The 26,804-nt window shown below is 49.9% G+C and carries 29 protein-coding genes and 3 pseudogenes; 25 read left to right on the top strand and 7 right to left on the bottom strand.

Features of this window, described 5'->3' with window-relative positions; all coding sequences use genetic code 11:
• Positions 1-287: 287 nt before the first annotated feature.
• On the bottom strand, positions 288-896 hold the full coding sequence (locus GRH90_RS15470; protein ID WP_162366852.1) for a site-specific integrase: 609 nt from the start codon (positions 894-896) through the stop codon (positions 288-290).
• Positions 897-1,268: 372 nt separating this feature from the next.
• Here GRH90_RS15470 and GRH90_RS15465 point away from each other — a divergent pair, with 372 nt between their 5' ends.
• Together GRH90_RS15465 and GRH90_RS15460 are read left to right on the top strand one after the other, a co-directional pair.
• A complete protein-coding gene (locus tag GRH90_RS15465; protein ID WP_162366851.1) occupies positions 1,269-1,520 on the top strand; it encodes a type II toxin-antitoxin system Phd/YefM family antitoxin in 252 nt (83 codons plus the stop codon).
• Complete coding sequence (locus GRH90_RS15460; protein WP_162366850.1) at positions 1,510-1,794, top strand: type II toxin-antitoxin system RelE family toxin; 285 nt, start codon at positions 1,510-1,512, stop codon at positions 1,792-1,794. The genes GRH90_RS15465 and GRH90_RS15460 overlap by 11 nt, the downstream gene beginning before the upstream one ends.
• 203 nt (positions 1,795-1,997) lie before the next feature.
• Here the strand turns inward: GRH90_RS15460 and GRH90_RS15455 are convergent, their stop codons facing one another.
• Positions 1,998-2,471, bottom strand: a complete 474-nt coding sequence (locus tag GRH90_RS15455) for an RICIN domain-containing protein (protein ID WP_162366849.1) — start codon at positions 2,469-2,471, stop codon at positions 1,998-2,000.
• A gap of 226 nt (positions 2,472-2,697) precedes the next feature.
• Between GRH90_RS15455 and GRH90_RS15450 the strand changes: the two are divergent.
• Positions 2,698-2,973, top strand: a pseudogene (locus GRH90_RS15450) (IS110 family transposase); the annotation flags it as partial.
• Positions 2,974-3,168: 195 nt separating this feature from the next.
• On the opposite strand, the gene GRH90_RS15445 reads toward GRH90_RS15450, so the two are convergent.
• From GRH90_RS15445 to GRH90_RS15435, 3 genes are all read right to left on the bottom strand, one after another.
• Positions 3,169-3,651: a cold-shock protein gene (locus GRH90_RS15445; RefSeq protein WP_162366848.1), complete on the bottom strand. Its 483-nt coding sequence runs from the start codon at positions 3,649-3,651 to the stop codon at positions 3,169-3,171.
• 583 nt (positions 3,652-4,234) lie between these two features.
• Positions 4,235-4,774: a DUF2058 domain-containing protein gene (locus GRH90_RS15440; RefSeq protein WP_162366847.1), complete on the bottom strand. Its 540-nt coding sequence runs from the start codon at positions 4,772-4,774 to the stop codon at positions 4,235-4,237.
• Between the two features lie 225 nt (positions 4,775-4,999).
• Positions 5,000-5,872 (bottom strand): AraC family transcriptional regulator, encoded by an 873-nt coding sequence (locus GRH90_RS15435; RefSeq protein ID WP_162366864.1) that lies wholly within the window; start codon positions 5,870-5,872, stop codon positions 5,000-5,002.
• A gap of 263 nt (positions 5,873-6,135) precedes the next feature.
• On the opposite strand from GRH90_RS15435, the pseudogene GRH90_RS26275 reads away from it, so the two are divergent.
• The 21 genes and pseudogenes from GRH90_RS26275 to GRH90_RS26260 form a co-directional block, all read left to right on the top strand.
• A pseudogene (locus tag GRH90_RS26275) lies at positions 6,136-6,363 on the top strand (SDR family oxidoreductase); the annotation flags it as partial.
• Positions 6,364-6,377: 14 nt separating this feature from the next.
• The gene (locus GRH90_RS15425; RefSeq protein ID WP_162366846.1) at positions 6,378-6,779 is read left to right on the top strand and encodes a VOC family protein; all 402 of its coding nucleotides are present in this window, start codon (positions 6,378-6,380) and stop codon (positions 6,777-6,779) included.
• A complete protein-coding gene (locus GRH90_RS15420; RefSeq protein ID WP_162366845.1) occupies positions 6,769-7,131 on the top strand; it encodes a nuclear transport factor 2 family protein in 363 nt (120 codons plus the stop codon). Before GRH90_RS15425 ends, GRH90_RS15420 begins: the two co-directional genes overlap by 11 nt.
• Positions 7,132-7,157: 26 nt before the next feature.
• Positions 7,158-8,135, top strand: coding sequence for a saccharopine dehydrogenase family protein (locus tag GRH90_RS15415; protein WP_162366844.1), 978 nt, complete (start codon positions 7,158-7,160; stop codon positions 8,133-8,135).
• Positions 8,136-8,151: 16 nt separating this feature from the next.
• Positions 8,152-8,466 carry a hypothetical protein gene (locus tag GRH90_RS15410; RefSeq protein ID WP_162366843.1) on the top strand — a complete coding sequence of 105 codons (315 nt, stop codon included), beginning with the start codon at positions 8,152-8,154 and terminating at the stop codon, positions 8,464-8,466.
• A 55-nt stretch (positions 8,467-8,521) separates the two neighbouring features.
• Positions 8,522-8,836, top strand: a complete 315-nt coding sequence (locus GRH90_RS15405; RefSeq protein ID WP_162366842.1) for a hypothetical protein — start codon at positions 8,522-8,524, stop codon at positions 8,834-8,836.
• A gap of 399 nt (positions 8,837-9,235) precedes the next feature.
• Positions 9,236-10,201, top strand: coding sequence for a glycosyltransferase family 2 protein (locus tag GRH90_RS15400; protein ID WP_162366841.1), 966 nt, complete (start codon positions 9,236-9,238; stop codon positions 10,199-10,201).
• The gene (locus tag GRH90_RS15395; RefSeq protein ID WP_162366840.1) at positions 10,201-10,764 is read left to right on the top strand and encodes a class I SAM-dependent methyltransferase; all 564 of its coding nucleotides are present in this window, start codon (positions 10,201-10,203) and stop codon (positions 10,762-10,764) included. Before GRH90_RS15400 ends, GRH90_RS15395 begins: the two co-directional genes overlap by 1 nt.
• Positions 10,761-11,402, top strand: coding sequence for a class I SAM-dependent methyltransferase (locus tag GRH90_RS15390; protein WP_162366839.1), 642 nt, complete (start codon positions 10,761-10,763; stop codon positions 11,400-11,402). The genes GRH90_RS15395 and GRH90_RS15390 overlap by 4 nt, the downstream gene beginning before the upstream one ends.
• Positions 11,369-12,259: a hypothetical protein gene (locus tag GRH90_RS15385; protein WP_162366838.1), complete on the top strand. Its 891-nt coding sequence runs from the start codon at positions 11,369-11,371 to the stop codon at positions 12,257-12,259. The genes GRH90_RS15390 and GRH90_RS15385 overlap by 34 nt, the downstream gene beginning before the upstream one ends.
• Positions 12,260-12,458: 199 nt before the next feature.
• The gene (locus tag GRH90_RS15380) at positions 12,459-14,495 is read left to right on the top strand and encodes a DUF6077 domain-containing protein (protein WP_162366837.1); all 2,037 of its coding nucleotides are present in this window, start codon (positions 12,459-12,461) and stop codon (positions 14,493-14,495) included.
• Positions 14,482-15,873: a hypothetical protein gene (locus tag GRH90_RS15375; RefSeq protein ID WP_162366836.1), complete on the top strand. Its 1,392-nt coding sequence runs from the start codon at positions 14,482-14,484 to the stop codon at positions 15,871-15,873. Before GRH90_RS15380 ends, GRH90_RS15375 begins: the two co-directional genes overlap by 14 nt.
• A 383-nt stretch (positions 15,874-16,256) precedes the next feature.
• Positions 16,257-16,505: a hypothetical protein gene (locus tag GRH90_RS26270; protein WP_246236071.1), complete on the top strand. Its 249-nt coding sequence runs from the start codon at positions 16,257-16,259 to the stop codon at positions 16,503-16,505.
• 151 nt (positions 16,506-16,656) lie between these two features.
• Positions 16,657-16,803, top strand: a complete 147-nt coding sequence (locus GRH90_RS25935; RefSeq protein ID WP_178113166.1) for a hypothetical protein — start codon at positions 16,657-16,659, stop codon at positions 16,801-16,803.
• Between the two features lie 511 nt (positions 16,804-17,314).
• A complete protein-coding gene (locus GRH90_RS15365) occupies positions 17,315-18,406 on the top strand; it encodes an ABC transporter ATP-binding protein (RefSeq protein ID WP_162366835.1) in 1,092 nt (363 codons plus the stop codon).
• A gap of 4 nt (positions 18,407-18,410) precedes the next feature.
• Complete coding sequence (locus tag GRH90_RS15360; protein ID WP_162366834.1) at positions 18,411-19,061, top strand: ABC transporter permease; 651 nt, start codon at positions 18,411-18,413, stop codon at positions 19,059-19,061.
• The gene (locus GRH90_RS15355) at positions 19,058-19,783 is read left to right on the top strand and encodes an ABC transporter permease (protein ID WP_162366833.1); all 726 of its coding nucleotides are present in this window, start codon (positions 19,058-19,060) and stop codon (positions 19,781-19,783) included. The genes GRH90_RS15360 and GRH90_RS15355 overlap by 4 nt, the downstream gene beginning before the upstream one ends.
• Position 19,784: 1 nt before the next feature.
• Entirely contained in the window at positions 19,785-20,687 is a 903-nt protein-coding gene (locus GRH90_RS15350; RefSeq protein WP_162366832.1) for an ABC transporter substrate-binding protein, read from the top strand.
• A gap of 37 nt (positions 20,688-20,724) precedes the next feature.
• Positions 20,725-22,272: an HAL/PAL/TAL family ammonia-lyase gene (locus tag GRH90_RS15345; protein ID WP_162366831.1), complete on the top strand. Its 1,548-nt coding sequence runs from the start codon at positions 20,725-20,727 to the stop codon at positions 22,270-22,272.
• 12 nt (positions 22,273-22,284) lie between these two features.
• Positions 22,285-22,538: pseudogene (locus tag GRH90_RS26265) on the top strand (CoA transferase); the annotation flags it as partial.
• Positions 22,539-22,622: 84 nt separating this feature from the next.
• A complete protein-coding gene (locus tag GRH90_RS26260) occupies positions 22,623-22,868 on the top strand; it encodes a CoA transferase (protein WP_246236067.1) in 246 nt (81 codons plus the stop codon).
• Positions 22,869-22,878: 10 nt separating this feature from the next.
• On the opposite strand, the gene GRH90_RS15335 is transcribed toward GRH90_RS26260, so the two are convergent.
• On the bottom strand, positions 22,879-23,184 hold the full coding sequence (locus GRH90_RS15335) for a hypothetical protein (RefSeq protein WP_162366830.1): 306 nt from the start codon (positions 23,182-23,184) through the stop codon (positions 22,879-22,881).
• 1,696 nt (positions 23,185-24,880) lie between these two features.
• Here GRH90_RS15335 and GRH90_RS15330 point away from each other — a divergent pair.
• Positions 24,881-25,870, top strand: a complete 990-nt coding sequence (locus GRH90_RS15330; RefSeq protein WP_162366829.1) for a GlxA family transcriptional regulator — start codon at positions 24,881-24,883, stop codon at positions 25,868-25,870.
• 12 nt (positions 25,871-25,882) lie between these two features.
• Here the strand turns inward: GRH90_RS15330 and GRH90_RS15325 are convergent, their stop codons facing one another.
• Positions 25,883-26,551, bottom strand: coding sequence for a trypsin-like peptidase domain-containing protein (locus GRH90_RS15325; protein WP_376766085.1), 669 nt, complete (start codon positions 26,549-26,551; stop codon positions 25,883-25,885).
• Positions 26,552-26,804: the final 253 nt, after the last annotated feature.

Below are 26,804 nucleotides of genomic sequence, written 5' to 3'. Positions count from 1 at the left end.
GAGATTTTTGGCCAGTTCGTTAGCCAGAGCTTGCAACTGCTTTTCGTCCATAAATTAACCTGTTTTTGATGTTGGATTGAAGATATCAAAATCAGGCAATTACACAAATCTATGTACAGGCTCCGTGATTTCCTCATCAATGAGGGAAACAGTTCCCATCGTCCGAAACCACAGCGCCGCCTTATCCCACCACACCCCATATTTGATCTGCTCTCCATTGATTAACACAGACAGATGTAAGCAACGTCTGCTACTGGCACAGGGCTGCTGTTGCAGCCCTGACAACTTTAGACTTCAATCGACTCAGAGATCTCTAACGCATCATCGACTTCAATGCCGAGATAACGCACTGTGCTTTCCAGTTTCTTATGACCCAACAGAAGTTGGATCACCCGGAGATTCTTGGTCTTCTTGTATATCAGGAAAGGTTTTGTTCTTCTCATGGAATGTGTGCTGTACAGCGAATCTTCGAGACCAAGCTTTTCTACCCATCCATGAAAAATACGGTTATATTGCCGGGTTGAAATGTGTTGGCAAGAACCGACCCGAGATTGGAACAAGTAGTCTTTACTGTGCAGATTGCCATTGCCCCGCTTTATTAGCGCTGCAACTGCTTCTCTTGTCCCTTTGGTTATCTCAAATTGGACGGGGCTACCGGTTTTCTGTTGTAACACCGTTGCTCTGCTCGAAACAGAACTGCCATATGCAACATCTGATACTTTGAGTTTTACCAAATCACAGCCCCGAAGTTTACTGTCTAAAGCCATGTTGAACAGGGCTAGATCGCGCGTTTTGCCTTCCAGTTCAAGTCTGATTCGAATCCCCCAGATATGAGATATCTGAAGCGGTCTTTTTTGTCCGATGATACGATTTTTGTTCCACGGTGACGTGCTCATGCTCAAACCTCCTGCAATGTAGGAGATTTAAGTATGATTGTCCCTCATGAGCGAGGAGCGGACGTAAATGTTTAAGGTATCGCTAACCAAGAGAATATCGGCGCAGGGGCAGTCCAACGAACCAACCGGCACCGGCCGGTTTTTTCGTATCTGCTACAAGGGTAGTCACCCTGGGGTGATGAGTTTAGGATAGCTATTCACCAACTCATCACCACTTATCATTATGTTTTATATAAATAAAGAACAAAAATGAGCAGGGTGAACAGTTTTGCGTAAAATCTTTTTTTTCCGGCAGACTTGCATAACACTGTTGCTGCCGTTTTGACTTAGTGCTAGATTTAGTATCAAATATCGTACTAAAAAGGACTCGTTATGGCTGTACAACCTATCCTGGCTAATGCGTCGGTGAGTATCAGCGATTTTAAAAAGTCACCCAATGGCGCCCTGAAAGAGGCCCACGGCCAACCGGTGGCGGTGTTGACCAACGGCCATATCTCCGGTTACTACATTTCACCGGAAACATGGGAAGCCATGGTGGATTATCAGGAAGATATCGAACTCGGCAAAATCGCCCGTTCACGGATGAAAGGTAAGCGCGTTAAGGTCAAGCTGGATGAGCTATGAGTTGGAGTTTGAAGAGCATGCCCTTAAGGAGTTTAAAAAGCTGGGCGCGCCGTTACGGGAGCAGTTCAAAAAGAAGTTAAACGAGATTTTGGTCAATCCCCATATTCCCGCCAATCGGCTCGGCGGCATGCCTGATTGTTATAAAATCAAGCTCAGGTCTGCCGGGTATCGGTTGGTTTACCAGGCGATCGATGAAGAGGTGATTGTGCTGGTGCTGGCGGTTGGCAAACGCGACCGCTCAGAAGTGTATAACGCAGCAAAAGCCCGGCTCTAACCGGCTGGCGTGTGCGGGAACAACGGTTCAAAATCTGACCACATAATCCCATCACTTTCCCGCATTGGTATACGTTTAGGTATATCCTGAAATCTGAATTGTCTTTTAATCCATATATACCAATACCTTACGTGAAAAATTCAGATTCCAGTCGCCCTGCGCATTATCGATGGCTCTCGTTGAAAGCCACCTGTAATGCTACTTTACCGAGGTAACATCCAATTCTGTGCGGGCAGACCAGCACATGCAGCCATCGTCACCGGCTTGCTCAACCCTGCAGTCGTCAGGCACTTATTTGATGCCATATTACGGACATCCGTACCAACACCTTGAAGAGCTTTCCATTGCTGTTTTGTGTCATTAAAGTCACAGGCAACCGTCACGGGTACTTTACCACCGTCATCAGACAGACACTGACCGCTTTTCAGTACGATGTAATGAAAAGTGTTTTTTACAGGGCTGGCTTTCGCCACGTTATCACAAGCTAACAAACTGGGTTTACCCTGGTCATTCTCATCCAAACAGTTACGGCCGTTTGCAATATTAAGATGACCAGATACTGTTTCAGTAGTCACAGTCACTACTTTGGCCCCTTGGATACCTTCTTGTGAAGCTGCTGCAATCGAAGAGAACGATACAGTTAAAGCAACAATTAATGCAGATAAACGAACTACCATATAATCACTCCTTGTGAATTAATTATCTTTTTGATTATTAACATGTTGCACTTAATAACTAGTTAATGACCTGTTTTTTAATACACTTGAATAATGTCCCAATCAAGACTTTATTTACAAATTATTAACTACGTTTATATAACGTTTAGCTGTGAGCATTGTTCGAGGTTTGTACATCAATATTATTAGCGCACAAAATTTGTATTAGTCCCCTGATGATCCATACGTAACCGAACGAAGTGGTCAGAAATCGTGGGTACACTGGCGATGGCAATGTGCCAGGTTTGTCCGGCAGACTTTTGTTGAATGGGCAGCCAAGACAGTTAAATCATCATACTGGGCCGAACTGTATTACCAGGGACGGCGCGAAAAAGGAAAGTCTGATCAATCCGCGATCCGGGCACTGGCGTTTAAATGGATACGGATAATTTACCATTGTTGGAAGAGTAGGATCTGTTACGACGAGGCGAAATACTTAAAGGCGCTCAAAGAGCGAAATTAGCCTTTGCTGAAAGCTTAAAAAGCGAGTCGAATGCCTCAGGGCGTGAAGCGGACATACCATGTATTTTATATGGCCTGGTAGCTGGCGGAGTTTGTGAAAAAGCCGTATATCACAGCGCACTGAGGTCAGTAAGCGATGCCGAAATTCTGCTTATGAATGGCGCAGGATTCAGGCACAGGGTCAGTCCGAATGATTTCAAACCTTGAGCAGTTTCACCGTGGCATCCACGTCTATCTCATCTTCCGAGAAGATTAACATCGTTCCCTGGAAGGTGGTAATCGCCAGTTTTTTCAGCGAGCGCATTTCACCAGGCTTCGCGGCTGATTTCGGCCTGATACTACTCATCAGTACACCCACAGACAGCACCGCATTTTCTTTATCGATGCGGGTATCGGCAGACACTTCTTCGCTGTAAACCAGGTAAGACTTGATCGACGTAAGCTTAAGGCGCTCGCCTGCGATATAGATGTATTTGCTTTCCGGTACGACTTTCACAGCATAGGCTGACAAACCCTTGTTATTAGTGGCGGCTTCGAAAGTCACCACCGCATCTTTCTTAATCAGCTCCGGGTTGGCGACCTTAATCACATGAAAATAACGGTTATCACCGTTTTCATCTTTGATAAATCCAAAACCTTTATCTTTAAACCACGTTGTGACCGTTCCGTTCATCGCCATTACCGCCTACTTAATCGTTTATCTACTCAGTTTTTACAGCGCGCAGTGTAAAGCACAATGCCTGCGCAGACTACGTCTTTGGTTCAAGTCTGGATGATAAATGTCTGGAATGCGAAGGGGACGGCCAGGTGAAGGCGTAAGCGACGCAGAGTGAAACGCTGCGGCCAGACGTGGCGGAAGAGTTAACGGGGCCGCTGCAGTATAGGGTCTGGCTGCCGGAGGGGGTTGCGGGGGAACCGTATATCGCTGCGCATCAAGCGCGGCTGAAAATCGCCGGGAGATTTCCGGGCACCGGGATTGGCAAGGGGCTGTGGAAGGACACGATGAAATTTGACGGACGGTCAAGAGCGAAAATTGGACTTTAATGCCGAACAACCTTCAAGATGAAGACGTTTTAACATCATTGTGTTAATCAACGGGGAACAGGTCAGGGCAGCCAAAAGACGTAATCCAGTCGGGCCGGCAGCAAAGTTGTTGGCAACTATCGAGAATAACCCTGCGTTTTCCATGAACTGGCTGAACATAAAATCTTGATGAAAAGCCCTGAGGGACTTTTCATACATAGGCATCCGCAAAACGTTAATTACCACATCAAGTCATCGGGCACTTTAAAATCGGCATACGGATCTTCTTCATCTTGCTCTTCCTGACTCAGCGCGCTATTTAATACAATACTGTTCGCATCCCGCTGCGCAATTTTATCGGCTACGCTCGCGGGGATAATAGCGTATTCACTCACGCCACTGTTATCAACAACCAAACGAGCAATGGCGAGACGACCACTAATCAGCTGAGCTTGAGTAATCTTATCCACAACTATTTTCTTGATTAAATTATTATCTGTGAAGTTAAAACCAATATCGCCTTTTGAAATATTAATTCTGTTCATTTCAATGAGCTGCTTCACCTGGGCTTTATACTCTTTAGATAAGGCAGCTTGTCTTTGTTGTTCGCTTAGCTGTTTATCACGTTCAAGTTGCGCTTTTTTATTTTCTTCCACAGCCTCTCTTGCCTCACGAGCCTGAACCCGTGATTTTTTAGCCGTTCTTTGGACTTTGGCCATTTTTTTGCTGGTCACTAATCCAGCTTTTAGCATCTGTTCTTGTAAGGTGAGTTTCGTCATCTTCGTTTCCAAACCAGTTGAATAATTTGTGGGATTATACCTGTAATTTTTGGGGCTGTACCAGATTGCAGGACCTGATCGCTGTGTGGCTTGAGTTTGGCGGGGTTATCAGAGGCTGGCGTGACCTGGGTTCGCTCATGTACCAGGCACCAACGGCACGGTTAACGAAACCTCTCACCGATACCGAGATAAAAGCCGCCAGGCCGCAGGAGCGGTCCAGCCGGGTTAATTCATCCTGCCGCGCTCAGTTGACGGTGGCCGCCCAAACAGTCGTGAATACTCCCGGCTGAACTGCGTATGACTCTGATAACCAACAGACAAAGCAATTGTCGTGATATTGGCGCTCCTGGTGGCAAGCATTGCCCGAGCCTGCATCAACCGGATCCGTTTCTGATATTGTACAGGGCTAAGCGCTGTAATTGCCTTAAAGTGGCGATGAAACGCCGAAACACTCAGCGCGGCCATGTCAGCCAGTTCTTCCACCCGTACGGCTTGCATATAGTTCTGCTTTATCCAGTTAATCACCGCATAAATCCGGGACAGATGCGTATCAGGCGTTGCAATATCCCGTAGCATCCAGCCAAGTGGCCCCTGAAGAACACGGAACAGGATTTCTCGTTCATACGCCGGAGCCAGCGCGGCAATTTCCTCCGGCTTGTTTATCAGACGCAGCATTCTCAGCCAGGCATCCAGTAATTCGGATGTAACAGGCGCGACAGCGAATCCAGAACCGTAGCGCGATGCTGTGCCGGAATCAGGCAAACCGGCAAGCAGGTCGGCGATAATTTCCGGTTCAGGCGTCAGGCTGACGGCAAGATAAGGGGCATCGGTCAGATCATCCGCATAAACCTGACCGACGGCCGGTAAATCCACCGACATCACAAAATAGGTCGCAGGGTCGTATCTGTAGGTTCTGTCCCCCACCGTCATGCTTTTCGATCCGGTCAGGATCAGATTAATCATCGGTTCATATACTGCGGCCAACCGGTGTTCAGGGATCTCCCCCTGAACCATCGCCACGCGCGGTATTCCTGTTTCAGTGCGCTGATTTCCGGCACCGGATGCCAGCTCACGTAGTTCATGCAATTGTTTTTCCATTTTCGATAAATAACATGCCCCTGCGCCTGCAACAAGAGAAAAGCAGTATCGGGCAACATCTAAAGAGGATTGCATGAGCCAGGCTAAAAAATCCCGCGTACTCTTGTTCTGGCCAAACTTTTCCACAAGAGTTGGGTTCTATGCGTTATGTTTTGATTACTGGTGGAAGCCGGGGAATAGGCGCCAGCACGGCACTTGAGTGTGCTCGCCGCGGGTTCAGCGTCATACTGACCTGAAATAACCAGCCTGATGCCGCCAGAGAGTTCGGGGAGCGGGGTATCCGGGTCAACGCCGTGTCGCCAGGCCCGATTAGCACTGAACTTGGCGGCGGTTTGAATGCCGGGTTCGACGCTTTGCTCGCTGCGCAGACGGCACTCGGACGGGTCGGCGAACCCGAAGAAGTCGCCAGTGTCATCGCTTCACGGCTCACCGCCGATGGAGGCTGGATTAATGCCCAGACAATTGAAGTCTCGGGCGGTTATATCATCTGACAAAGGAGCACAGCATGCTGGATCATATATTCATTACCGTAAGCAATATTGAGCGTTCAGTCGCCTTTTATGAAAGGGTACTCCCCCTCCTCGGGATCACCAGCCGTCATGACTATGACGGCAAAGACGGTCCTGCGGGCCATCCCGACCTGAAGGGCTTTGGCGCGAACGGTCGGGTCTTTTTCTGGCTCAGGCAGGGCAATGTTTCAGCCGATGCCGTCCACGTTGGTTTCGTTGCCGAATCGGAAGCGATGGTAAAGCTGGCCCACGCCGAGGCCCTGGCGGTTGGCGCGGTGGAAATTCATCCGCCTGGCGCGCAATTTCACTATGACCCACGCTACTACGCGGCGCAGGTCAGGGATCCGGACGGCTACAGCCTCGAGTTCGTTTACAAAAGCTGGCAGCATGGGAGTTGATGCCGTGACCATACGGACAAACCCATTGCGCGGGATAGCTGATGCGCTGCTCGCGGCAACCAACGCCTTCGACGTCGATCGTGCGTTAACGCTGTTTACACCAGATGCGGTAGTCGACGACCCATCCACCGGCCACCGTTTTGATGGTCATACCGGTATCCGAAACTATATCGAACAGTATTTCATCGGTTATCGCACGGTGACCCGCTTGCTGTCGATCGTCAGTGCGGGCGAAAGCCGTGTGCGTGCGCGGGTCGATTTCACCGGTAATTTCGGCCATGAGATTGGCGTGCTGGCGATGTCTGTTAATAGCGATGGGTTGATCGAGCGTATCGACGCCGATCTTGAATGACCCACTCCCCAGGACGAATAACAATTATGAAGAAACTGATGATTTATGGTGCGACAGGCTATACCGGCGGCATGATCGTTCAACATGCAATTGCTTGCGGCGTTCCGCTTATACTCGCCGGGCGTAACGAGGCAAAACTGGCTGCAATGGCCTCAGGGCTGAATCTGCCTTACCGCTCCTTTTCCCTGGGTGAGCCGGCAAGTATTGATGAGGCACTTGCCGATGTGGCGGTGCTTCTGAACTGTGCTGGCCCGTTTATGCACACGGCGAATGTGTTGATAAAGGCAGCGCTACGTAAACAGGTGCATTACCTTGATGTGGCTGCCGAACCCGACAGCTACAGGCTGGCTGAAACCCTGGACAGAGAAGCCGCCACCGCTGGCGTGATGCTGCTGCCGGGATGCGGGGGCAGCGTGGCGATGCTGGGGTGTCTCGCCGCCCACGCTAAAGAGCGGGCAACGGCCCCCAAAAGTATATCATTGGCTCTACACGTCGCCGGGCCGATGTCACGGGGTTCGGCAATCAGCGCGACTGAAAATCTGTCTCCGGAATGTCTGATACGCCGCGATGGTTTGCTGATACGGCAGGATCCCACCAAGGTGAGAACCTTCGATTTTGGCATGGGTCCACTGGAATGCTTCCCGGTAACGTTGCCGGACCTGACAACCGTCTGGAAGGCAACGAAAATCCCCGACATTGCTACCTTTGTGCATATCACCGGGGCAGGCTTTCCCCAGGGCGATCTGTCTGTTTTACCCGACGGCCCAACGCCCGAAGAGCGTGACGCCAACCGTTACCAGGCCGTTGCCGAGGTTGTCAGCGCCGATGGCAGTACAGTGCGTATGTTGCTGGACACATTAAACGGTTACAGCTTCACGGCAATGGCTGCCGCTGAGGCCGGACGAAGGGTACTAACAGGCCAGGCGCGTCCGGGCTTCCAGACCCCAGCGGAGTTGTTTGGCAAGGGTTTTGCAGAAACCATTGCAGATACCCGAATTACTTAATGCAGGCTAAAATGGAATGAGTGAGCAAGTCCCCTGGCCGGTAAGGGAAAGAGGATTGTTTAACCACATTACAAAAACAAAGCTGAAGCGCGTTGCCCATCCAAACAACGCATTTCCGTATTGGTTACCAAGGTTGTCCGCCTTCAGGCCCAAAGAACCTCCCGATCGGGCCATCTTTACCGATCAACGCCATCTTGATTGCGGGCTGCGCCCCTTCTTCCGATGTAAAGACTCCGGTATTATTGTTGTTGAGATCGGTTTGTACATGCCCAGGTTCAACCACATCCACATCCACCTTAATGCCAGGCTGCTCCAGCTCTTTGGCAAATGAGACGGTTACCGCATTGAGCGCAACGTTTGCCGTAGTGTAACTGAGACTGTTGACTGTGGAATATATTGAACCGGGATCAGGAAGAGATCACATTGGTGACGCAGGCAAGCGGTTGAGATTGATATTAGATACAGGCGCGAATGTCATTTTGTTACTTGAACAAGATTCCAAAACCAAAACATCAGGTATAACAGAAGTTGTGGCCGGGGAAAATCAGGTTAGTAGAGTCATCCGTGGTTTTAATGCACCTGGGCTCGCTAAAGATGACATAGATGGCGTTGTAGGCTGCGATTTTTTCAAAGGAAAACGCCTGATGAGAGAAAGACCTGACATCGCATCAGGAGAATTAATCATTTTATTACCGGCATGAGTGACTGAATAACGGGCATGTTAGCAAGCGCGTTAACGACAACATACTAATTTATAGATATATTATGGTTACTCATGCAACCGAACACATTATTTATTTGTTTAATTATATTTAGATATAATATTATTATGCTTTTAACACTCAATTTATTAATATAATAATACGCACATCAATAATTAAAATTAATCATTCCCGTTAAAACCAGGCTGCTATAATTTATTGTAAAATACCATCAGATGAATTAAGTAACAACACTCATATATTAGGATGCTTACTTATATAAAAACCGTTTCAATGCTGCAGTTTTAATTTAATAAGAATTTTTGGGTAGATAAAAAAACAAACTAGTAATAGAATCCATAAATATTTTTATGCCACAGATAAACAAAGGGCCATCGGTTGAAACTCATCATCCAAATACCCTGCCTCAATGAGGCAAAAACCCTTGGTGTCGTATTGGCGGCTTTACCCCGAGAAGTTGTCGGCTTTGAATGTGTCGAATGGTTGATTATCGATGATGGCAGTACCGACGAGACGCAGCGCGTAGCAAAGGAGAATGGGGTTGACCACATCGTGGTCCATCCAAGAAACCAAGGGCTGGCCAGGGCTTTCATGACAGGTATAAATGCATGCTTGCTTTTGGGCGCGGATGTCATTGTAAATACCGATGCCGATAATCAATATGAGGCGACCGATATTCCCTTGTTAACTCAGCCTATACTAGACAAGAAAGCCGATTTAGTTATCGGTGCTCGGCCGATAACAACGATTGCACATTTTTCGATAGTAAAGAAGATGCTCCAAAAGCTCGGCAGTTGGGTTGTTCGTGTTGCAAGTAAAACGGATATTCCCGATGCGCCGAGCGGGTTCAGGGCTATCAGCCGTTCAGCGGCGCGGCAGTTAATTGTTTTTAATGATTACACCTACACATTGGAAACAATTATACAAGCTGGTCAAAAAAACATGGCGATATTATCTATTCCTATTAGAGTAAATGAAGATTTACGCCCATCAAGATTGATGAGTAGCACTTCAAATTATATTAAGCGAAGCGTTATTACTATTGTACGAATATTTATCATCTACAGGCCATTCAGGTTTTTTGCATCGGTAGGTACGCTACTGTTTGGATTGGGTTTAGTGATAGGGATACGTTTTTTGGGCTATTACTTAAGCGGCTCTGGCGCAGGACATGTTCAATCGCTAATCTTATCAGCCACATTGCTTGGCATGGGTTTCCAAACCTTTCTGATTGCTTTTATTGCAGATTTATTGGCAGCAAATCGTAAATTACTTGAAGATATTCGCTTCAAGACCGCAAATTTGACATCCAACAAATTTCCACAATGGAGAGAAAAACAATAATGGCGGATCAAGGATCGGAAGGACTTTTATCACCTTATTTGCGAAGAAAGCGTATCCAGGCCGCAGCCCCCTATCTCACTGGGCGTACACTTGATTTTGGTTGTGGATCCGGCGCGCTGGCCGCGCAAATCGATGCAGGAAACTATGTGGGTGTTGAAATAGACAGTCTATCGCTTCGCCTCGCCCTAAAGTGCTTCCCAAAACATGCGTTTGTTGCAAAATCACCCGAATTATCCGAAAAATTCGACACCGTGGTTTCGCTGGCCGTTATCGAGCATGTCAAAGACTCCGCCGATTTTTTAAGGACCTTAGCCGCGTATATGAGGGAGAGCCCTTCATCACGGATAGTAGTCACCACGCCGCATCCTTCCGTTGATTGGGTTCACCATTTAGGGGCGTCGATCGGACTGTTCTCTAAGCACGCCAGTGAGGAACACGAGGCATTGCTGGATCGGTCAAAACTCGAGGCAGCGGGCAAACAAGCCGGGTTGGATCTTATTTATTATCGCCGATTTTTGTTCGGTGCGAATCAGATTGCGATATATGCGAAGAGTGCCCTATGAGTTTCAGGATTTCGGGTGGCGCTAAAGAAGATGGCATTGTTATCGGTAATGCCTATGACAAATATGGCTCACGTAATCCGGCCGTAAAATGGATGATGCAAAGGTTCGAATCGGCTTTGAGTGATTTCGTTTCCCAGGTCATGCCCCAATCGATCCATGAGATCGGTTGTGGCGAGGGTTATTGGGTTTTACGCTGGAATGAGCAGGGCCTGGCGGCCAGAGGTTGCGATTTTTCCCAGCAGGTCATCGAAATTGCGCGTGAAAATGCGCTCGCTCGGGAATTGCCACCGACACTGTTTGAAATCCGCAGCATTTACGATTTAAATTCCAAGCGTGACGGTGCCGATCTAGTTGTCTGTTGCGAAGTGCTTGAGCATTTGGAAAATCCAGAAGCCGGCCTGGAAGCACTCCAACGGGTGGAGTGCGGGCATTTGATCCTCAGCGTGCCACGGGAGCCCCTTTGGCGTTCGCTCAATTTAGCCCGCGGGAAATACATTGCCGACTGGGGTAATACGCCCGGTCATCTTCAGCATTGGTCGAAAAAAAGTTTTATCCGGCTGGTGTCGAAGTATTTTGCAGTCGTCGATCAAAAGAACCCACTACCTTGGACCATGCTGCTTTGTCGACCACGCAATTAAATTTGAAGCGAACCCTTCATTGGGCCGGTGGTGGATTGGCGTTTATCGCCATTGCCTTTTTAGCGTGGCGCCTGCATGGATACTGGGATCGCCTCGACGTTACACAGTTCACGCCCTCAGTTTGGGCTGCGGTAATGGTGCTTGTCCTGGTCTGCGGTGGCGCCAACCTGCTGCTGGCACTGTCCTGGTGGTTATTGCTGACGCAATCAGGCGTCAAAGCCACACGCTGGTGGGCAGTCAGCACCTACGGAATTTCCCAGCTTGGGAAATATCTGCCCGGCAATATTGTCCATTTGGCCGGGAGGCAGGTAATTGGCATGGCTGCGGGGGTTCCGGGGATTACACTGGCCAAGTCGACCTTATGGGAGCTGGGTTTGTTAGCCATCGCGGGATCGATGTATGGCCTTTTGGCAATGTCGCTGCTGTTCAACACGCTGCCGATATGGATAAGCGCGGGGCTATTTCTGAGCGTAGTGTGCGGTGCGGGATATTTTCTACAGGAGACCACCAATGCACGGGTGGCCGCGGCATTTTTTTTACATGTGGTTTTCCTGGCCTCTTCGGGCGCAATATTTGTTGCTTTGCAAGGGATATTAATCAGTACATCCGGGCTTGATATGCAGGTTGGGTTGCAGTTAGGCGCCGCATATATTATCGCCTGGCTGGCCGGGCTCATGACCCCTGGAGCGCCCGCAGGCGTGGGGGTGCGGGAGTTTGTGCTGATGGTTTTAACGAAAGGAATATTGTCGGAGCCTGATTTGTTGTTAATAGTATTAATGGCAAGAGCTGTCTCGGTAATGGGAGATTTCGTGTTTTTCCTTTTTTCTATCACGATGTCGACAATGAGCAGACGGTGAATAAAAACGGCACGTTCTTTCAGTCGGCATTTACCATTTTATAAGGACCGCAAGCCGGCTCAGGACGCATTGGCGATGTTGACAACCAATAATAAATAATGGACTACCGCTACAATACACGGCAAAGATGTTTGGATGATGTTCGCCCACAGCAATGCAATTTTATATATCAACTATAAACAAGCAGCGGGGAGGAAAAATGATTTTTTTCAAAAAATGGTATTCACACAAAAATGAAAGATTAGAACTAACAGTCTCATTCATTGTGTCTGCCGCATGTATTCTATTTTCGCTATGGACCATTTCAGTGCAAATGTCAAGTTTTTTACATATCCCATGGATGATATTATGTAAAACATTCACTTTATCCTTGACGGTTTTTATACCCCTGAGCGTTGTTTGTGCTGTTAAATTCTCAAGCCATTACCTCGACTTTTTAAAAACGACATCCCAGAACATAACAATACCAAACTTTAGAATTATATCGATAATTATTTTCGCAAGCATAATGACGCTAGCATTAGAAGATTACAAAATAAAATTTTCACTCATTATGTTATCTTTTTTATCAATTATCATTATAAAAAGCAATACCAAACAAGACATTGGGCAAACGCGCGCAATACCTACAGCCCAGGTGGCTTATAAGCATGGCTATTTACTATTTATTTTACTTGTTTTTATTTCAGTAATTATTAATATGGTCACTTATCGCTCAGATTTTGATGATTCGCATTTTATACAACTAGCATCCCAAACCCTCTTGCATCCTGAACTTGCGCCGCTCACGTTCGATACCACCCTTGGCTTTGTATATGACCATTTTCGCTTTGCACCCTACCGTATCGCCTCTTATGAAATGCTTATTGCCCTGATATCATATTATAGTAAAATTAATTTATTTGATGTTTATTACCTCGTCGTACCGGCAATTACATCAGCCCTAACCCTAGGTGTCGCTTTCCTCTTTTCCCGCGTTTTTTTAAATACCAACAAAGCGTTATTGGCCACCGCGCTGTTTTTGATAATTATGCTGGCCTGGGGGGATGTTCATGTCGCTTATGGGAATCGGGTGTTTGTCAGATTATTCCAAGGCAAGGGATTGCTCATCGCATTAACGACGCCAATCACGATTATTGCCGGATTAATGTTAATAAAAAAGCCAGGTTTAGCGAATATACTCCCATTACTGATTGCTCAAATAGTTACTATAGGCGTATCTTCATCCGGACTGGTACTCACGGTTTTTACCAGCGCATTAATCATGTTTTGCGCAATTAACAACAATATAATCTCAACGATTAAAAGATGCGCTTATATTGGATTATCTCTTATATACCCGGCGTTTTTCGTATTATGGCTGAAATTATTTAATCCGTCGATTGTGTCTTTAGAGCAGGTTGGCACTTATCTTCCGGTTAACTCATCGTTGGGATTGTCGTTTCGCGCCAGTCTCACACTCATTATACTGTTAATTGGATTTGCATTAACTTATCAACGATTAAAAGTATCATCGTATCCTATATTGGTATTTACAACCATACTCTTTATTCTCAATCCCTGGTTTGCTGATTTAGTTGCTGACTTTTCATCGCGTAATATGAGTTGGCGTCTTGGCTGGGCTGCGCCAGTCCCTCTATTGATAAGCATAGGGCTTGCTATGGCCATAACCCACTTTCCCAAGCCACCGTTTGTCGACCATAAACCCGCATTCGCCATCAGTACGGTGGGTTTAATCCTATTTATCATGTTTCTTTGCGGTGGGCGATGGGCAATCTCACCTACCAACAACGTTGTCTGGGGAAAACCTTCGATTAAGGTTTCACCAGAATACTACACAACTATCAAGATTGTTAATGAGATCACTAAAGCAAAACTGGCAGGAACAATACTGTCTGCCAGCCCTATTGCCGCCTGGATCCCATTGATTAAACCAAATACCGGTATTGTAATGCCTGGACATACCTATCCGGTAATGCTGCAGACCACAATGCCTGCCGGTGAATTCTCAAATAGAATGCGATTATATGATGCCATAAATAGTCAAGTACCTAATCTCACCTCCCTTGTTGACGAAATGAAAAAATACCATGTTGGAATACTTATCATTAATGCTGCGACTCGGCCCGGCGATATTCTTAAAAGCTCGGCACCAGGCAGCAACGAGATATCCATAATATTTATTTCCACTATAAACGAATATTCTATTTATCAGGTGAAGTATGAAAAACGATAAAATAAAAATATTATTTTCTTGTCTCATTTTAATAGCATGCTTTCATTTTCTTTCTGCATTAAAAGGGGACAATATAATAATTGGCGATGGGTATCAAAACATCCAAATTGCGACCAATTTGATGCAAAATCGCACATTCTCGTTACAAGGGGACGGTAGCCCGGATATGATACGGGAACCAGCGTGGCCATTTTTTACCGCAACAGTATTGGAATCGCTTCATTTTCAATCAACGCCCGCTCTTCAATTAGCCACAAAGCATAAGAATGTATTCAAGAACATCAATATCGTTATATATTCAATTATCATTTTGATCATATTTTTATTTATGCAGCATGAAACAAAAAATTACATTTATGCCTTATTAGCTGTGGCATTAGCCATTATAATAATTCACACAACCCCGCGCCTGATTTATCATTACAATAACGAAGCACTCAGCTCTTTATTATTACTATCATCATCCATTTTATTTTTACATGTTTGCCGAAAAAAAAAGCGCCATCTATCGTTTTTTCTAGGCATCAGCATTGGATTACTGACGTTAACAAAAGCGCAATACTTATATATAGCCGCGTTTCCTCTCTTAAGTCTGTATTTCATTGATAAAAAATCAATGGTGTTTGCCATATGTTCATCTATAATCATTATTTCACCTTGGCTAGCCAGAAATTATATTCTCTTTGATAAATATTCCATTGCAGAACGAGGACAGATTGTCGCATCTTTAAGATACATCCTGACCGTTGAGCCTGGAAGTAGCGAATACCCCTGTATGGCTTACTCTTTTTTAGCGCCTGATTTACGTCCACTGGTTAATGGATTTACCAATATCAGGCTAGATGACTACAAGCGCAACGGCCTTTGTGAACGATTCAATCGTGAAACATGTTATGATATGGGGACTAAAAAAATTCCCTGTTCAGCCTTCGCCGAGGACTCCTCTGCCACAGTTGCATGGAATAAAAAAATTCAATATTTTTACCGGGGATATGCGGCGGGGGAAGCAATCGAGGACGGGAAATTATCATTTCAGGACATCGCGCCGTTTAATTTGGCAACTATAGTCAAATATCTGAAAACATATCCCATTTTTACTTTGAGAGGTATCGGCTTCAGCAATCATCCCATATTGGTTTTAAGCATGGCGCTATGTATGTTTGCAACATTATTCACCCCCCTATGGCCGCTTTCACTATTAGCCGTTTTTTCCCATATATTTCATGCTACCCTGACACATAATATTCCACGATATCATGTGATAGAACTACCTATAATGATCATAGGATTTATTTATTGCATAAAAAAAATCTTGGACTATCTTTCCGGGCGGCACGTCTATCGTTTATTATTACCGCGACTGTTTTTTAAATCCTAAGGGCCGCCCATGAGTGCCAACCTTTTGATCTTTCATTATTTGCCAAACCCATTTTTTCGCGGCCATCTCCCGTTATCGGCCCGGGCAAAAACCCATGAGCGGTATTGAAGCTTGGGGCCATAAGGGGCCGCTTAAGGGAAAATTCAGCGGGGAAACCGGCAAGCACGCGCCTGTCGTGCTCATCCCCCCGGGGTCCGGCCCGACGGATCGCGACGGCGATAATCCACTTGGCATAAAGGCTTCGCCCTGCAGGCTACTGGCGGAAGGGCCGGCAGCCAGAGGCGTGGCCAGCGTACGCATAGATAAGCGGGGCATGTTCGCCAGCGCGCCAGCATACCGGCGCACGCGGTGTGTGGTTGCTTGGCCACAGCGAAGGAGGCCGGGTGGCGCTCTCGGCGGCAAAGCAAAGGCTGGAGCATATCTGCGGGCTGGTACTGGTCTCGACGCCGGGACGGCCGGCCGCTGGCTTAACGTTGCTTCCTGATACCAATCATGTGCCCAAGCCGGTTACCGCGGAGGGACCGGAGGCGAATCCGTCGACCCATGCCGATCCACATCTTCCCCTTGCTCCGGGCATCATCGATGCCATCGCGCGGTTCGTCATGTCAAGCCAAGGCGCGCGTGGCACTTAACGGGCAAGCCGCCACCATTGGCCGCCCACAATTTGTCAAATAATCTGAACGACAACAGCGAATTTATTCGATATCCAATTAAGTTAATGAGCGTTATATTTATCCCATCGAAAGCAAAACGCTTTCACTCTCACAACACAGGATATCAATCATGAAAAAGACAATCGCAGCGTTCGCACTTATTGCAGCCATTCTTGCACCAGCTGTTTCAATGGCCGCCGGTGGTGATTACCAGAGCTATGTGAACACCTACCCGGTGGCGCAAAGCGCCAATCAGCACGTTAATACCGCAGAATAATATTGCGTTAAAAACTGATACAAAAAATTTCATCAAATCGCAAATTCATGTCGGAAAATGACATTTGATATGCGATTTTTTTTGCATCTATCCCTGCGGCGTCCCCCCCCCTTTACATCGGATAGTGCATTTCACAACCAATCATACTCCCCGCCATTATCCTGCCTGGTCGCGCCGCCCGTTAACCCAGGTTCAAACCCTAAAGCCCCTTCAGGTGCCTCATTTAAGTGCGCCCCGCCTCATCATGGCACAGACAACCCGCTTAGCACGTTTAGCCCTCTGAAGGGCAACGCGGCGCAATGCCATGGCCGTGGGCAACAGTACCGATGCGTGGAGTTGGCATCTATATTGCTTGGTTGTACATACAAGAATATACATTCCCGATTTCCGGCCGCTGGCGAGGAATAAACCGGTCAGAGCCAGTGTACATCGCGTAGCGCGGGACAATGAATAACTGAAAAAATGTCATGTTATTATATATCTGATAAATAACAATATTAATGGATAAACAATGATTTCATTCGACAATGTCACCAAATTCTACGCCGATGGCACCGTTGCCGTGGACAGGCTGTCTTTCGAAGCGCCTACCTCAAAGATTACCATCCTGGTGGGTCCCTCGGGCTGCGGCAAAACCACCTCGCTGCGCATGATCAACCGCCTTATCGAACCGAGTTCGGGCGCCATTACGCTGAACGGGCAATCCACCCTGGATATGGATGTGGTCCAGCTGCGCCGGAAAATCGGCTATGTCATCCAGAACGCGGGCTTGTTTCCGCATAAAACCGTGCAGGACAATGTTGCCGTTACCGCACGGCTTAACGGCGCAACCAGGCGCGCCGCCAGGACAAAAGCGCTGGATTTATTGGCAAGGGTGGGCCTGTCGCCGGAGATGCACCAGCGTTATCCCTGGCAACTGTCCGGCGGACAACAGCAGCGGGTAGGCGTGGCCCGGGCATTGGCCTCGGATCCTGAATTCATGTTGATGGACGAGCCCTTCAGCGCGGTGGACCCGGTGGTGCGCGAGCAGCTGCAGGATGAATTCCTGCGTCTGCAAAGCGACATCGGTAAAACCATCATCATGGTCACGCATGATATTGATGAGGCCATGAAGCTGGGCGACCGGGTGGCGGTGTTCAGGCCCGGCGGCCGGCTGGCGCAGATCGATTCGCCGGCCATGTTGCTTAACCATCCCAAGGATCCGTTTGTCGCCGATTTTATCGGCCGGGACCGTGGCTATCGCAAGCTCGCCTTCAGCGCCATCCAACCCGGGCTGAGCTTATTCAGCGAACCCTGCGCCAGCCTGGGAATGACGGTTGCCGAGGCCCGCGAACGCGCGATCGGGCAATGGATACTGGTGACGGAAAATAACCAGCCCCTGGGCTGGTTTGATGTCACCCAGCCCAAAGACCAGATCCTTGCCGACGGCATTAACCTGAGCAGTACCTTTGCCCCGCTCACCGGCTCGTTAAGGCAGTTGATGGACGCGGTGCTGAGTTCGCCCTGCGGCAGGGGAATCGTCGTTGACGACCGGCGGCAGCTGCTTGGCTCGGTGAATGTCGAGCAGGCTTTCGGCACCGGTCAACCGATAAAGGCGGGGTAACACCATGCGATTCGATTGGCTGTGGGGGCAAAAAGAGGCCATTTTCAACCTGCTGTGCTGGCACCTGTACCTGTCCGTGGTGCCGGTGCTGATAGGGTTAATCCTGGCGATCCCGGCCGGGATCCTGATCTATCGCGCCGCGCATATCAAGCACCTGATCCTTAATATACTGGGCTTGTTATATACCATCCCTTCCCTGGCGCTGTTCGTCCTGCTGCCGGGTATCCTGGGCACCAAAATACTCGATACCCTGAACGTGGTGGTTGCGCTGACGCTGTACGCCTTTTCATTACTGGCGCGTACCGTATGCGACGGCCTTGATTCCGTGCCGGAGGATACCCGCCAGGCTGCCGTCGCCCTGGGTTACCGGCCGTTACAACGTTTTTTTAGGGTGGAGCTTCCCCTGGCGGTTCCCGTTATCGCCTCGGGGATGCGGGTAGTGCTGGTATCCAATGTGAGTATCGTTTCCATTGCCGCGGTGGTGGGCATGCCGCAGCTTGGGGCGCTGTTTACCCAGGGTTTCCAACTGCACTTCCTGACGCCGATTATCGCCGGCATCGTCTTATGTATCGCGTTGGCATTGATTCTCGATAATTTACTGCTGCTGGGCGCGAATAAAATCACCGCCTGGAAACCTAAACGGAGCGCGCGATGATTGACTGGTTTATGGATGGCGCCCATTGGCTGGGCGATGACGGCCTGCTGGTATTAATGGCCCAACATTTGGTTTATAGCGCCGAAGCGTTGCTAATCGCCTTGATCGTTGCCTTTCCCATCGGCTGTTATGTCGGACATACCGGTGAAGGGACGCGTACGCTTATCGGCATTGCCAATGCCATGCGGGCGTTGCCGTCATTTGGCCTGATTATTTTACTGGTGATTATCTTCGGGCCGGTGTTTGAATCGGATCTGGCGTTTATCGTCCCCTGCCTGATAGTGCTAATCATACTGGCGCTGCCGCCGATTATGCTGGGGGTGTATTCCGGCATGACCTCGATTGACCCGAGCGTCATCGACGCCGCCGTCGGCATGGGATATTCCCCCTGGCGTTTGCTGCTTACCGTGGAGATTCCCTGCGCGTTGGCGCTGATCCTGTCGGGGATTCGCAGCGCGGCGCTGCAAATCATCTCCACCGCCACGATTGCCGCCTATGTTTCACTGGGCGGCCTGGGGCGGCTGATCATTGACGGCCGCGCGCAAAACGATTATCCGCAGATGGTCGCCGGCGCCATTATGGTGGGCGCGCTTGCGCTGATGGTCGATTTTATTTTCTCTTTTTTAATCCGTTTCATGGTTTCGCCCGGCATACAGCGGCGCGAGCGCCGGCGCAACCCCCTTACCTTTTTATCCATCCTTGTGATTAACCGGAGCCTGTAAAATGAAAATGAATCAACTGCTCGCAGCAACGCTTTTTTCGACGGTTTTACTGCATGCCGCCCTGGCATCCGCTGATGATAAGGCCACCGCGACCGGTGATGTCGGCACCATTATCGTGGGTTCGGCGGATTTTCCTGAAAGCCAGCTGCTGGCCACGATTTATGCCGACGCGCTGGCCGCCAAAAACATTAAAGTTGAAAAGAAATTAAATATCGGCAGCCGCGAAGTGTATATGCCGGCGTTACTGGACGGTTCGATTAATCTAATCCCTGAATACAGCGGCGCGACCTTAAGTTATTTAGATGAAAAGACCCAGGCCCACAGCGCGGAAGATGTCGAGGCGGCGCTAGCCAAGGCCCTGCCGGCCAAGATCAAGATGCTGTCGATTTCCCCGGCCCAGGACAGCGACGTGCTGGCGGTGACAGCTAAAACCGCCAAGCAGCACAACCTGAAGACCATCGGCGATTTGCAACCCGTCGCCGGTAAGCTGGTGCTGGGCGGACCGGCGGAATGGAAAAGCCGCCGCGAAGGGGTCAAGGGTCTGCAGGAGGTCTACGGCCTGACCTTTAAAAACTTCAGGGTATTGGATGTGGCGGGCCCGCTGACCTTATCGGCATTGGTCAACAACCAGATCCAGGTGGCGGACATGACCTCCACCGATCCGGCAATGAAAAAAAATAACCTGGTGGCCCTTGAGGATCCCAAGCATCTGTTCCCCGCGCAAAATATCGTGCCGCTGATTGCCGCCGATAAGCTGAGTGCGCCGATCGAGGAAACGCTGAATAAAATATCCGCCCAGCTCACCACCGACGATCTGATCGTGATGAACGGCAAATTGGCCAATTTTGACAGCATCGACGCGGTGTCGAAGGAATGGCTGAGCCGGCATGGCCTGGATAAATAATGTCCGGCTATAAGCGCCATCAGGCCGGGAGTGAGAGATGACAATGATAAACAACGTCACGTTGGGCAAAGCCGCAACGACCACCCAGGATATCGCCGCTATCGCCGGAGGCGCTGAAGTCCGGCTCGATCCGCAGGCGCTGGCGGACATGCGGTCGGTACATCAGGAGATCAATAAGGCGCTCGCCGGGGATCGGGTGATTTACGGCCTGACCACCGGGGTCGGCGATCTGGTCACCCAGCGCCTGTCGTCCCCACAGATCGCCGCCGTGCAGCTGAATATGTTGAAAAGCCACGCCTGCGGCACCGGCCCCGACCTGGCGCCCAGGGACGTGCGCGCCATGATGGCGATTATGATCAAATCCCTGCTGCAGGGTTACAGCGGCGTGAACCCCGCGCTTCCCGCCACCATGGCCATGATGCTGAACAAAAGCGTTATCCCCTGGTCGCCCGCCAAAGGTTCGGTGGGCTATCTGATTGCCACCGCGCATATCGGCCTGGCGGTATTCGGTTATGGCAAAGCCTGGTACCAGGGAGAACTCCTGCCAGGCGGTGAGGCGCTGCGGCGGGCGGGCATCGAGGTAAGAACGCCCGGGCCGCGGGAAGGACATGCCCTGGTCAGCGGCACTTATGAAATAACCGCCTTGGGCTGCCTGGCGGTGGAGGATTTTAGCGCGCTGTTGCCCGTCGCCGACGCGGCCGGCGCGATAAGCCTTGAGGCGTTAAAAGGCAATACCCGTGGTTATGACGCCCGTTTGCACGCCCTGCGCCCACATCCGGGCCAGCAGGAGACGGCGCGCATCCTGAGGTGCCTGCTGACGGACAGTGAAATTTTGGACCAATATCGTGATTTCCGCGTGCAGGATGCGCTCAGCCTGCGCTGTATTCCGCAAATTCACGGCGCGGTGCGGGATGTATTGGCCTTTTGCCGGCAGGTGCTGACCACCGAGATCAATTCGGTCACCGATAATCCGATCTTTATGATGGAGAACGGCGAACTGCAGGTGTTGCCGGGCGGCAACGGCCACGGCGCGCCCATCGCCCTGTGCCTTGACGCGCTGGCTATCGCCATTGCGGAACTCAGCACGGCGTCGCAGGCGCGTTCCGATCGCTTGACCAACGGCCATCTTAGCGGACTGCCGGCGTTTTTGATTACGCCGGGCGCAGCCCATTCCGGCATGATGATCCCGCCCTACGCCGCCGCGGCGCTGGCCGGCGAGAACCGCGCCCTGGCGGCGCCGGCCAGCGTCCATACGGTGTCAACCTGCGCGGGCCAGGAGGATCATCTCAGCATGGGGGTTACCGCCGCGCGCAAAGCGCTGGACTCCATTGAGAATGTCATCGACATCGTGGCCATCGAACTGCTGTGCGCGACCCAGGCCATTGAGTTCCACCGCCCGCTGCGGCCCGCCCGCGGAACCAGGGCGGTGCTGGCGCTGATACGGCTGGAGGTTAAGTTCCGGCAACAGGACGACGAGATTTATCCGGATATGCTGGCCATCCGGCAACTGATCGCCCAGGGGCGGTTATTGCAGGTCCTGCAGCCCATTATCGCTGCCGACGCCGCTAACGGAGATCGCGCATGAGCGCCTCCTGCATTGCCCAGTCCGCTCGAAGGCAGCAAGTTGCTCGATCTCACCCGCGCGCCGGCGGGCGCTTATTGCGCCGCCCTGCTGAACGATTTGGGGGCGGATGTAATTAAGGCCGAAATGCCGGGAAAAGGCGACGGCTCCCGTGATTTCGCGCCGCATATCAATGGCGAAAGCAGCTATTTCATGCGGCTTAACCATGGCAAAAAAACCTCACCCTGAACCTTAAATCTCCTGAAGGCAGGCTACTGCTGGAAAAGCTAATCGAAAAGGCCGATGTGCTGGTGGAAAACTTCCGCCCCGGCGTGACCCAACGACTGGGCAACGCGCACCCCATCGGCGCCCCGATGGACAGTTACCGGGCCGCCCACGGCTATATCGCGATCGCGGTGGCGAACGATAATCTCTTTTCCCGCCTGGCGAGCACCATTAACCAGCCCGGACTGACCGGGGATCCGCGCTTCGCCGCCGATCCGCAGCGTCTGCGGCACCAGGCCGGGCTGCGCGTCCATATCGAGACGTGGCGGGGGACAAAAGCGTGGCGTGGGCAGGATAACGCCAACCGCCCGCGGGCGGCTGGCGTTGACGGGTAATAATTGATGGCTAATGCGCCGATGCGTGCCACAGTTGCCAATGCCGTTCGCACGCTTCGGTCGCGGTGTGCACATCTTTCGGCACCCGGGGTTCATTGCTTGCCTGGGCCTGGAACCCCGTCTTTTTTTGCCATCCCAGGTGGCTTAAATCGACATTTTCCAAACGCTGCCAGAGTTTTACCTCCCCCAGCGCCACCTCACGATAGGCAGTCGCGATGATGCCCTGATCGGTGCCGTCGGAGACAATCTCATATTTCAAATAGTCATTTTCATCCGTTCCCACATACAGTGTTTTTTTAACCGTTAAAGTAACCATTGATTACTCCTGCGAAAAATTTGAGTTGAAATTTTGTCACATACCGGCGGCGCGAAAACAGATCTGTATGCCATTTTTTGTTTAATCTTTGTTCTCGCCCGGAGGTAAAATTGCTTAAGTTAACCTTAAGGAGGAGAGCTATGGCTACCGTTGCCGCGTTTATAATCTATGCCGTGGTGATGACCGTGATTGCGGTCAAAGTACGCGAGTAGGCGGCGGGGATAACCCGCCAGCCGTGCCGCGTTATCTCGACGGCGCCGAGCGATACGCCACGCCGGGCAGTGCGCGGAGCATGTCATACCGCAGGTTGGCGCCCTGATATCATAAGGCGGCGAAACCGCCGCCGATCGCAGCCCGGCAGGCTAGGGCCGCGTTTTTTCACCACCGGTCTTTGTCGTAGCGCCGCCCAGCGCTGGGTACGCGATAAGCGGCTCAGGGCGCTGTTGCCCACGGGGTAGGGCTACCGGGCGCTTCGCCGCTGTTTTACCGCGGACGCGGCAAGAAAATCCTTATGCGCGCCACGCGCGGCTTGCCCAGGGGGTATTCGCTTGCAAAAAACCGTACGTTGGCGTTGTTGAGCTTGCCGGTCAACCCGGTAGTGTTAATTATTCGCGTGTTTTCGCCTGAAATTTGCCCTGGCTCACCTTGCCGGGCTGGTGGATTTTTTTAACCGCGCCCGCCATAAATTGAGTTTTCAGCCGAACGTATTACTGCAAATGCAGTAATGAAAGTATGAATTCAAGGCCAAACGGGTAAAATTTTGCCAGTATCGACGGGTAAAGTCTCAATATGTGGAACTCGACCCAGGACAGGTCCTGACGTGATATATCCACTCCGCGATAAGTATTCCATCATGAAATTATTTACTCAATGTTAATATATGTGAATGTATATGGATTCCGCGATGCTATTTTAGTTGAACTCTCCGGCTATAATTCACGTTACGCGACGGGGCGATTAATACCCCACTTTTTACCAGAAATGGCTTAACATATAGTTAACACTTATATGCAATATTAGGGTTGCGCCCTCAATCTGATGATTTTGCATTCGCAAAACTTATAATCCCTGCGGCGCAATTGTTACTCGCCCCGGGCTTGATATGTTTAATCTTGCGCCGATGTCAAGATATTACATTTTACGCAGGATTTCGTAACGATAGTTGGATGAAGACGGAAAACGAGGATATCAATTATTCCGCTAAAAAAAACCAGCCGTAAGCGTGCATTTAGTCAGCCCCAAAAGCCAAAAAACATCCTCAGTAAAATCCCATCATCCGATGTGGCAACCTGGGACAGGCATAAATAATTACCTTAATTTACAACATATTGCAAACATAGAATTTTCATCGATACGGACTCAACCGCCGCAGGATGAAAACCGGCAAGAAGCTTCGTTATAAAAAATATAAGGCTTACTGCTTTTTATCTTTATGCCGTTAAACAAACTTTTTAACTCTGGTCTGTGAAGATATAAATATTACCATAATATTAAAATGTATCTAATTATTTCAGCTTCTTGCCAAAAAGCTTTACATTACATTACTATCTGGCTATTAATATTTAAGCGAGCTTTATTTTCAGATGCTTACTCACTTTTACGCCAGGGGTAGTGAAATTCCAATTTGCCGACGATTTGTGTCAGATGTTAATAGCTACTATTGCAACACATGTTTATCCGCAGAAGGTAATTAATCATGCCGAATCGCGTGCCCACTAAAAAAATAGTGATTCTTAGCATTCCCCCCATTGATCTTTTGAATGTGGCCGGCCCGATGGAAGCGTTTCGCCTGGCTAACATGCTGGCGGAAAATAAATACCCCTATCAGGTGGAGCTGGTCTCCGCCGGCCCGGATAAAACCATTGAAACCGAAGCCGGAATAAGCCTGCTGGGCCACTCATGTCTGCGCGATAAAAAATGGGATAAGTTTGCCATCGACACCCTGATTATCACCACTAATATTGCGTCGTTCGGTATGTATCCGGCGCAAACCATCGAGTGGATACGCGGCCAGGAAAGTCGGGTGCGCCGCATCTGCACCGTTTCCGGCGGAATCTTCGCGCTGGCGCAAACGGGGATGCTGGAGGGAAAGCATGTGACGACCCACTGGCGCGTTATGGATGAATTTGCCAAACACCATCCCGGCGTGCATGTGGACGATCGGCCCATATGGGTAAAGGACGGGAAAATTTATTCCTCGGCCGGCATGTCTTCCGGCATGGACCTGGCGCTGAACCTGATAGCCGACGATCATGGCGATCGCCTGGCCGGGGAAGTGACCAAGGAGTTGGTGATGTTTTTGCGCAGGCCCGCCGATCAGGCGCAGCTGAGTTTTTCCCTGATGGCGCAATACTCCAGCCACCGCAGCCTGAAAACGCTGCAACCCTGGATACATGAGCATTTAGCCCAGGAACTTACCGTGGATGTACTGGCGGATCAGTTGGCCATGAGCAGGAGCACCCTGATCCGGATTTTCAAACATGAGCTGAATACTACGCCGGCTAAATATATTGAAAACATCCGCCTGGAAACCGCGCAACGTTTCCTGCAAATGACCCAGATGAATCTGGACAGCATTGCGGCCAAATGTGGTTTCACCAGCGCGGACGTGCTCCGGCGGGTTTTTCTGCGCAATATCGGTATCAGTCCCCTGACCTATCGCCAGCAGTTGAGCAAGCAGGAGTGATTGCAGCGCAGGTCAATCCAGGCCGCCGGCGACCACCTTGACCATGGGTAACGCCGCCGGGGGGTGTGGAACCTCAGGTAGTGCTTCCGATTTTTTCAGGCTGGCCAAATCCTTACCATCCATTTCTTTTGCCACCCAACCCGCGATGTTTTGGTAAGGAACAAAAATGCTTTGGTTTCGCTTGGGATGGGTGGCGGTGAATACCCCGACGATAGCGCCATCGGCGACGTATACCGGCCCGCCGCTCATGCCCTGTATGCCGCCGGCGTCGGTTAATCCCATCCGGCAGCTGGTGCCGGGCTTATCCCACCAGCCGAACGCTTGCAGCGTACCGGTCGACGATGTCGGTAACGTGGTGTAGGCGTTGTAGCCATAGAGATTTAGGCGTTCGCCTTTGACCGCCGATTCCAATTTCGGCAAAGCCCGGCCTTTATTATCATGATAGATAATCGCCACGTCACAGATGGGATTATAGGCTTTCACCCTGACCATCATTAATTTGGCCACATGGCCGGCGGTAAGACTATAATTTTCCGTCAGCGGAAAACTCGAGCCGACGGCGCCCGCCAGCACGGGAATACCGATGAAGTGAAAATCGGCTTTATTGCTGGCGGTTTTGTCGACATTATAATGACCTACCGCGCTGCAGCCGGTCAATAATGAGGTAAAGATAAAGGACATTAATTTCACGTTAGGGCCTGCTTATGACGTCCATTTGAAAGAATCGCTTTACGACTGCTAATATCATTCATGCCTTATTGTTCATAAGTAATACTGAACAATAGAAATCGCACTGATGCCTTTCATATTTTCAGGTATGCCCTAATTTCCTTATACGCGCGAGCTCACGGTCATTTTCGCTATTACGTCATTAAAACCGGATGTGCTTGATCGCTTGATTTATATCGTTTTTCACGCCGCTCTGTCCATCATG

This window comes from Acerihabitans arboris (assembly GCF_010131535.1).
Lineage (GTDB): Bacteria > Pseudomonadota > Gammaproteobacteria > Enterobacterales > Enterobacteriaceae > Acerihabitans > Acerihabitans arboris.
The sequence above is the reverse complement of the archived record's forward strand: the minus strand, read 5'-3'. Positions and strand labels throughout refer to the sequence as shown.

Excerpts from the sequence above, each read along its gene's own strand:
- GRH90_RS15470 (WP_162366852.1), bottom strand. The coding sequence starts at position 896 with ATGAGCACGTCACCGTGGAACAAAAATCGTATCATCGGACAAAAAAGA.
- GRH90_RS15465 (WP_162366851.1), top strand. The coding sequence starts at position 1,269 with ATGGCTGTACAACCTATCCTGGCTAATGCGTCGGTGAGTATCAGCGAT.
- GRH90_RS15460 (WP_162366850.1), top strand. The coding sequence starts at position 1,510 with ATGAGCTATGAGTTGGAGTTTGAAGAGCATGCCCTTAAGGAGTTTAAA.
- GRH90_RS15455 (WP_162366849.1), bottom strand. The coding sequence starts at position 2,471 with ATGGTAGTTCGTTTATCTGCATTAATTGTTGCTTTAACTGTATCGTTC.
- GRH90_RS15445 (WP_162366848.1), bottom strand. The coding sequence starts at position 3,651 with ATGGCGATGAACGGAACGGTCACAACGTGGTTTAAAGATAAAGGTTTT.
- GRH90_RS15440 (WP_162366847.1), bottom strand. The coding sequence starts at position 4,774 with ATGACGAAACTCACCTTACAAGAACAGATGCTAAAAGCTGGATTAGTG.
- GRH90_RS15435 (WP_162366864.1), bottom strand. The coding sequence starts at position 5,872 with ATGGAAAAACAATTGCATGAACTACGTGAGCTGGCATCCGGTGCCGGA.
- GRH90_RS15425 (WP_162366846.1), top strand. The coding sequence starts at position 6,378 with ATGCTGGATCATATATTCATTACCGTAAGCAATATTGAGCGTTCAGTC.
- GRH90_RS15420 (WP_162366845.1), top strand. The coding sequence starts at position 6,769 with ATGGGAGTTGATGCCGTGACCATACGGACAAACCCATTGCGCGGGATA.
- GRH90_RS15415 (WP_162366844.1), top strand. The coding sequence starts at position 7,158 with ATGAAGAAACTGATGATTTATGGTGCGACAGGCTATACCGGCGGCATG.
- GRH90_RS15410 (WP_162366843.1), top strand. The coding sequence starts at position 8,152 with ATGAGTGAGCAAGTCCCCTGGCCGGTAAGGGAAAGAGGATTGTTTAAC.
- GRH90_RS15395 (WP_162366840.1), top strand. The coding sequence starts at position 10,201 with ATGGCGGATCAAGGATCGGAAGGACTTTTATCACCTTATTTGCGAAGA.
- GRH90_RS15390 (WP_162366839.1), top strand. The coding sequence starts at position 10,761 with ATGAGTTTCAGGATTTCGGGTGGCGCTAAAGAAGATGGCATTGTTATC.
- GRH90_RS15380 (WP_162366837.1), top strand. The coding sequence starts at position 12,459 with ATGATTTTTTTCAAAAAATGGTATTCACACAAAAATGAAAGATTAGAA.
- GRH90_RS15375 (WP_162366836.1), top strand. The coding sequence starts at position 14,482 with ATGAAAAACGATAAAATAAAAATATTATTTTCTTGTCTCATTTTAATA.
- GRH90_RS25935 (WP_178113166.1), top strand. The coding sequence starts at position 16,657 with ATGAAAAAGACAATCGCAGCGTTCGCACTTATTGCAGCCATTCTTGCA.
- GRH90_RS15365 (WP_162366835.1), top strand. The coding sequence starts at position 17,315 with ATGATTTCATTCGACAATGTCACCAAATTCTACGCCGATGGCACCGTT.
- GRH90_RS15360 (WP_162366834.1), top strand. The coding sequence starts at position 18,411 with ATGCGATTCGATTGGCTGTGGGGGCAAAAAGAGGCCATTTTCAACCTG.
- GRH90_RS15355 (WP_162366833.1), top strand. The coding sequence starts at position 19,058 with ATGATTGACTGGTTTATGGATGGCGCCCATTGGCTGGGCGATGACGGC.
- GRH90_RS15350 (WP_162366832.1), top strand. The coding sequence starts at position 19,785 with ATGAAAATGAATCAACTGCTCGCAGCAACGCTTTTTTCGACGGTTTTA.
- GRH90_RS15345 (WP_162366831.1), top strand. The coding sequence starts at position 20,725 with ATGACAATGATAAACAACGTCACGTTGGGCAAAGCCGCAACGACCACC.
- GRH90_RS26260 (WP_246236067.1), top strand. The coding sequence starts at position 22,623 with ATGGACAGTTACCGGGCCGCCCACGGCTATATCGCGATCGCGGTGGCG.
- GRH90_RS15335 (WP_162366830.1), bottom strand. The coding sequence starts at position 23,184 with ATGGTTACTTTAACGGTTAAAAAAACACTGTATGTGGGAACGGATGAA.
- GRH90_RS15330 (WP_162366829.1), top strand. The coding sequence starts at position 24,881 with ATGCCGAATCGCGTGCCCACTAAAAAAATAGTGATTCTTAGCATTCCC.
- GRH90_RS15325 (WP_376766085.1), bottom strand. The coding sequence starts at position 26,551 with ATGTCCTTTATCTTTACCTCATTATTGACCGGCTGCAGCGCGGTAGGT.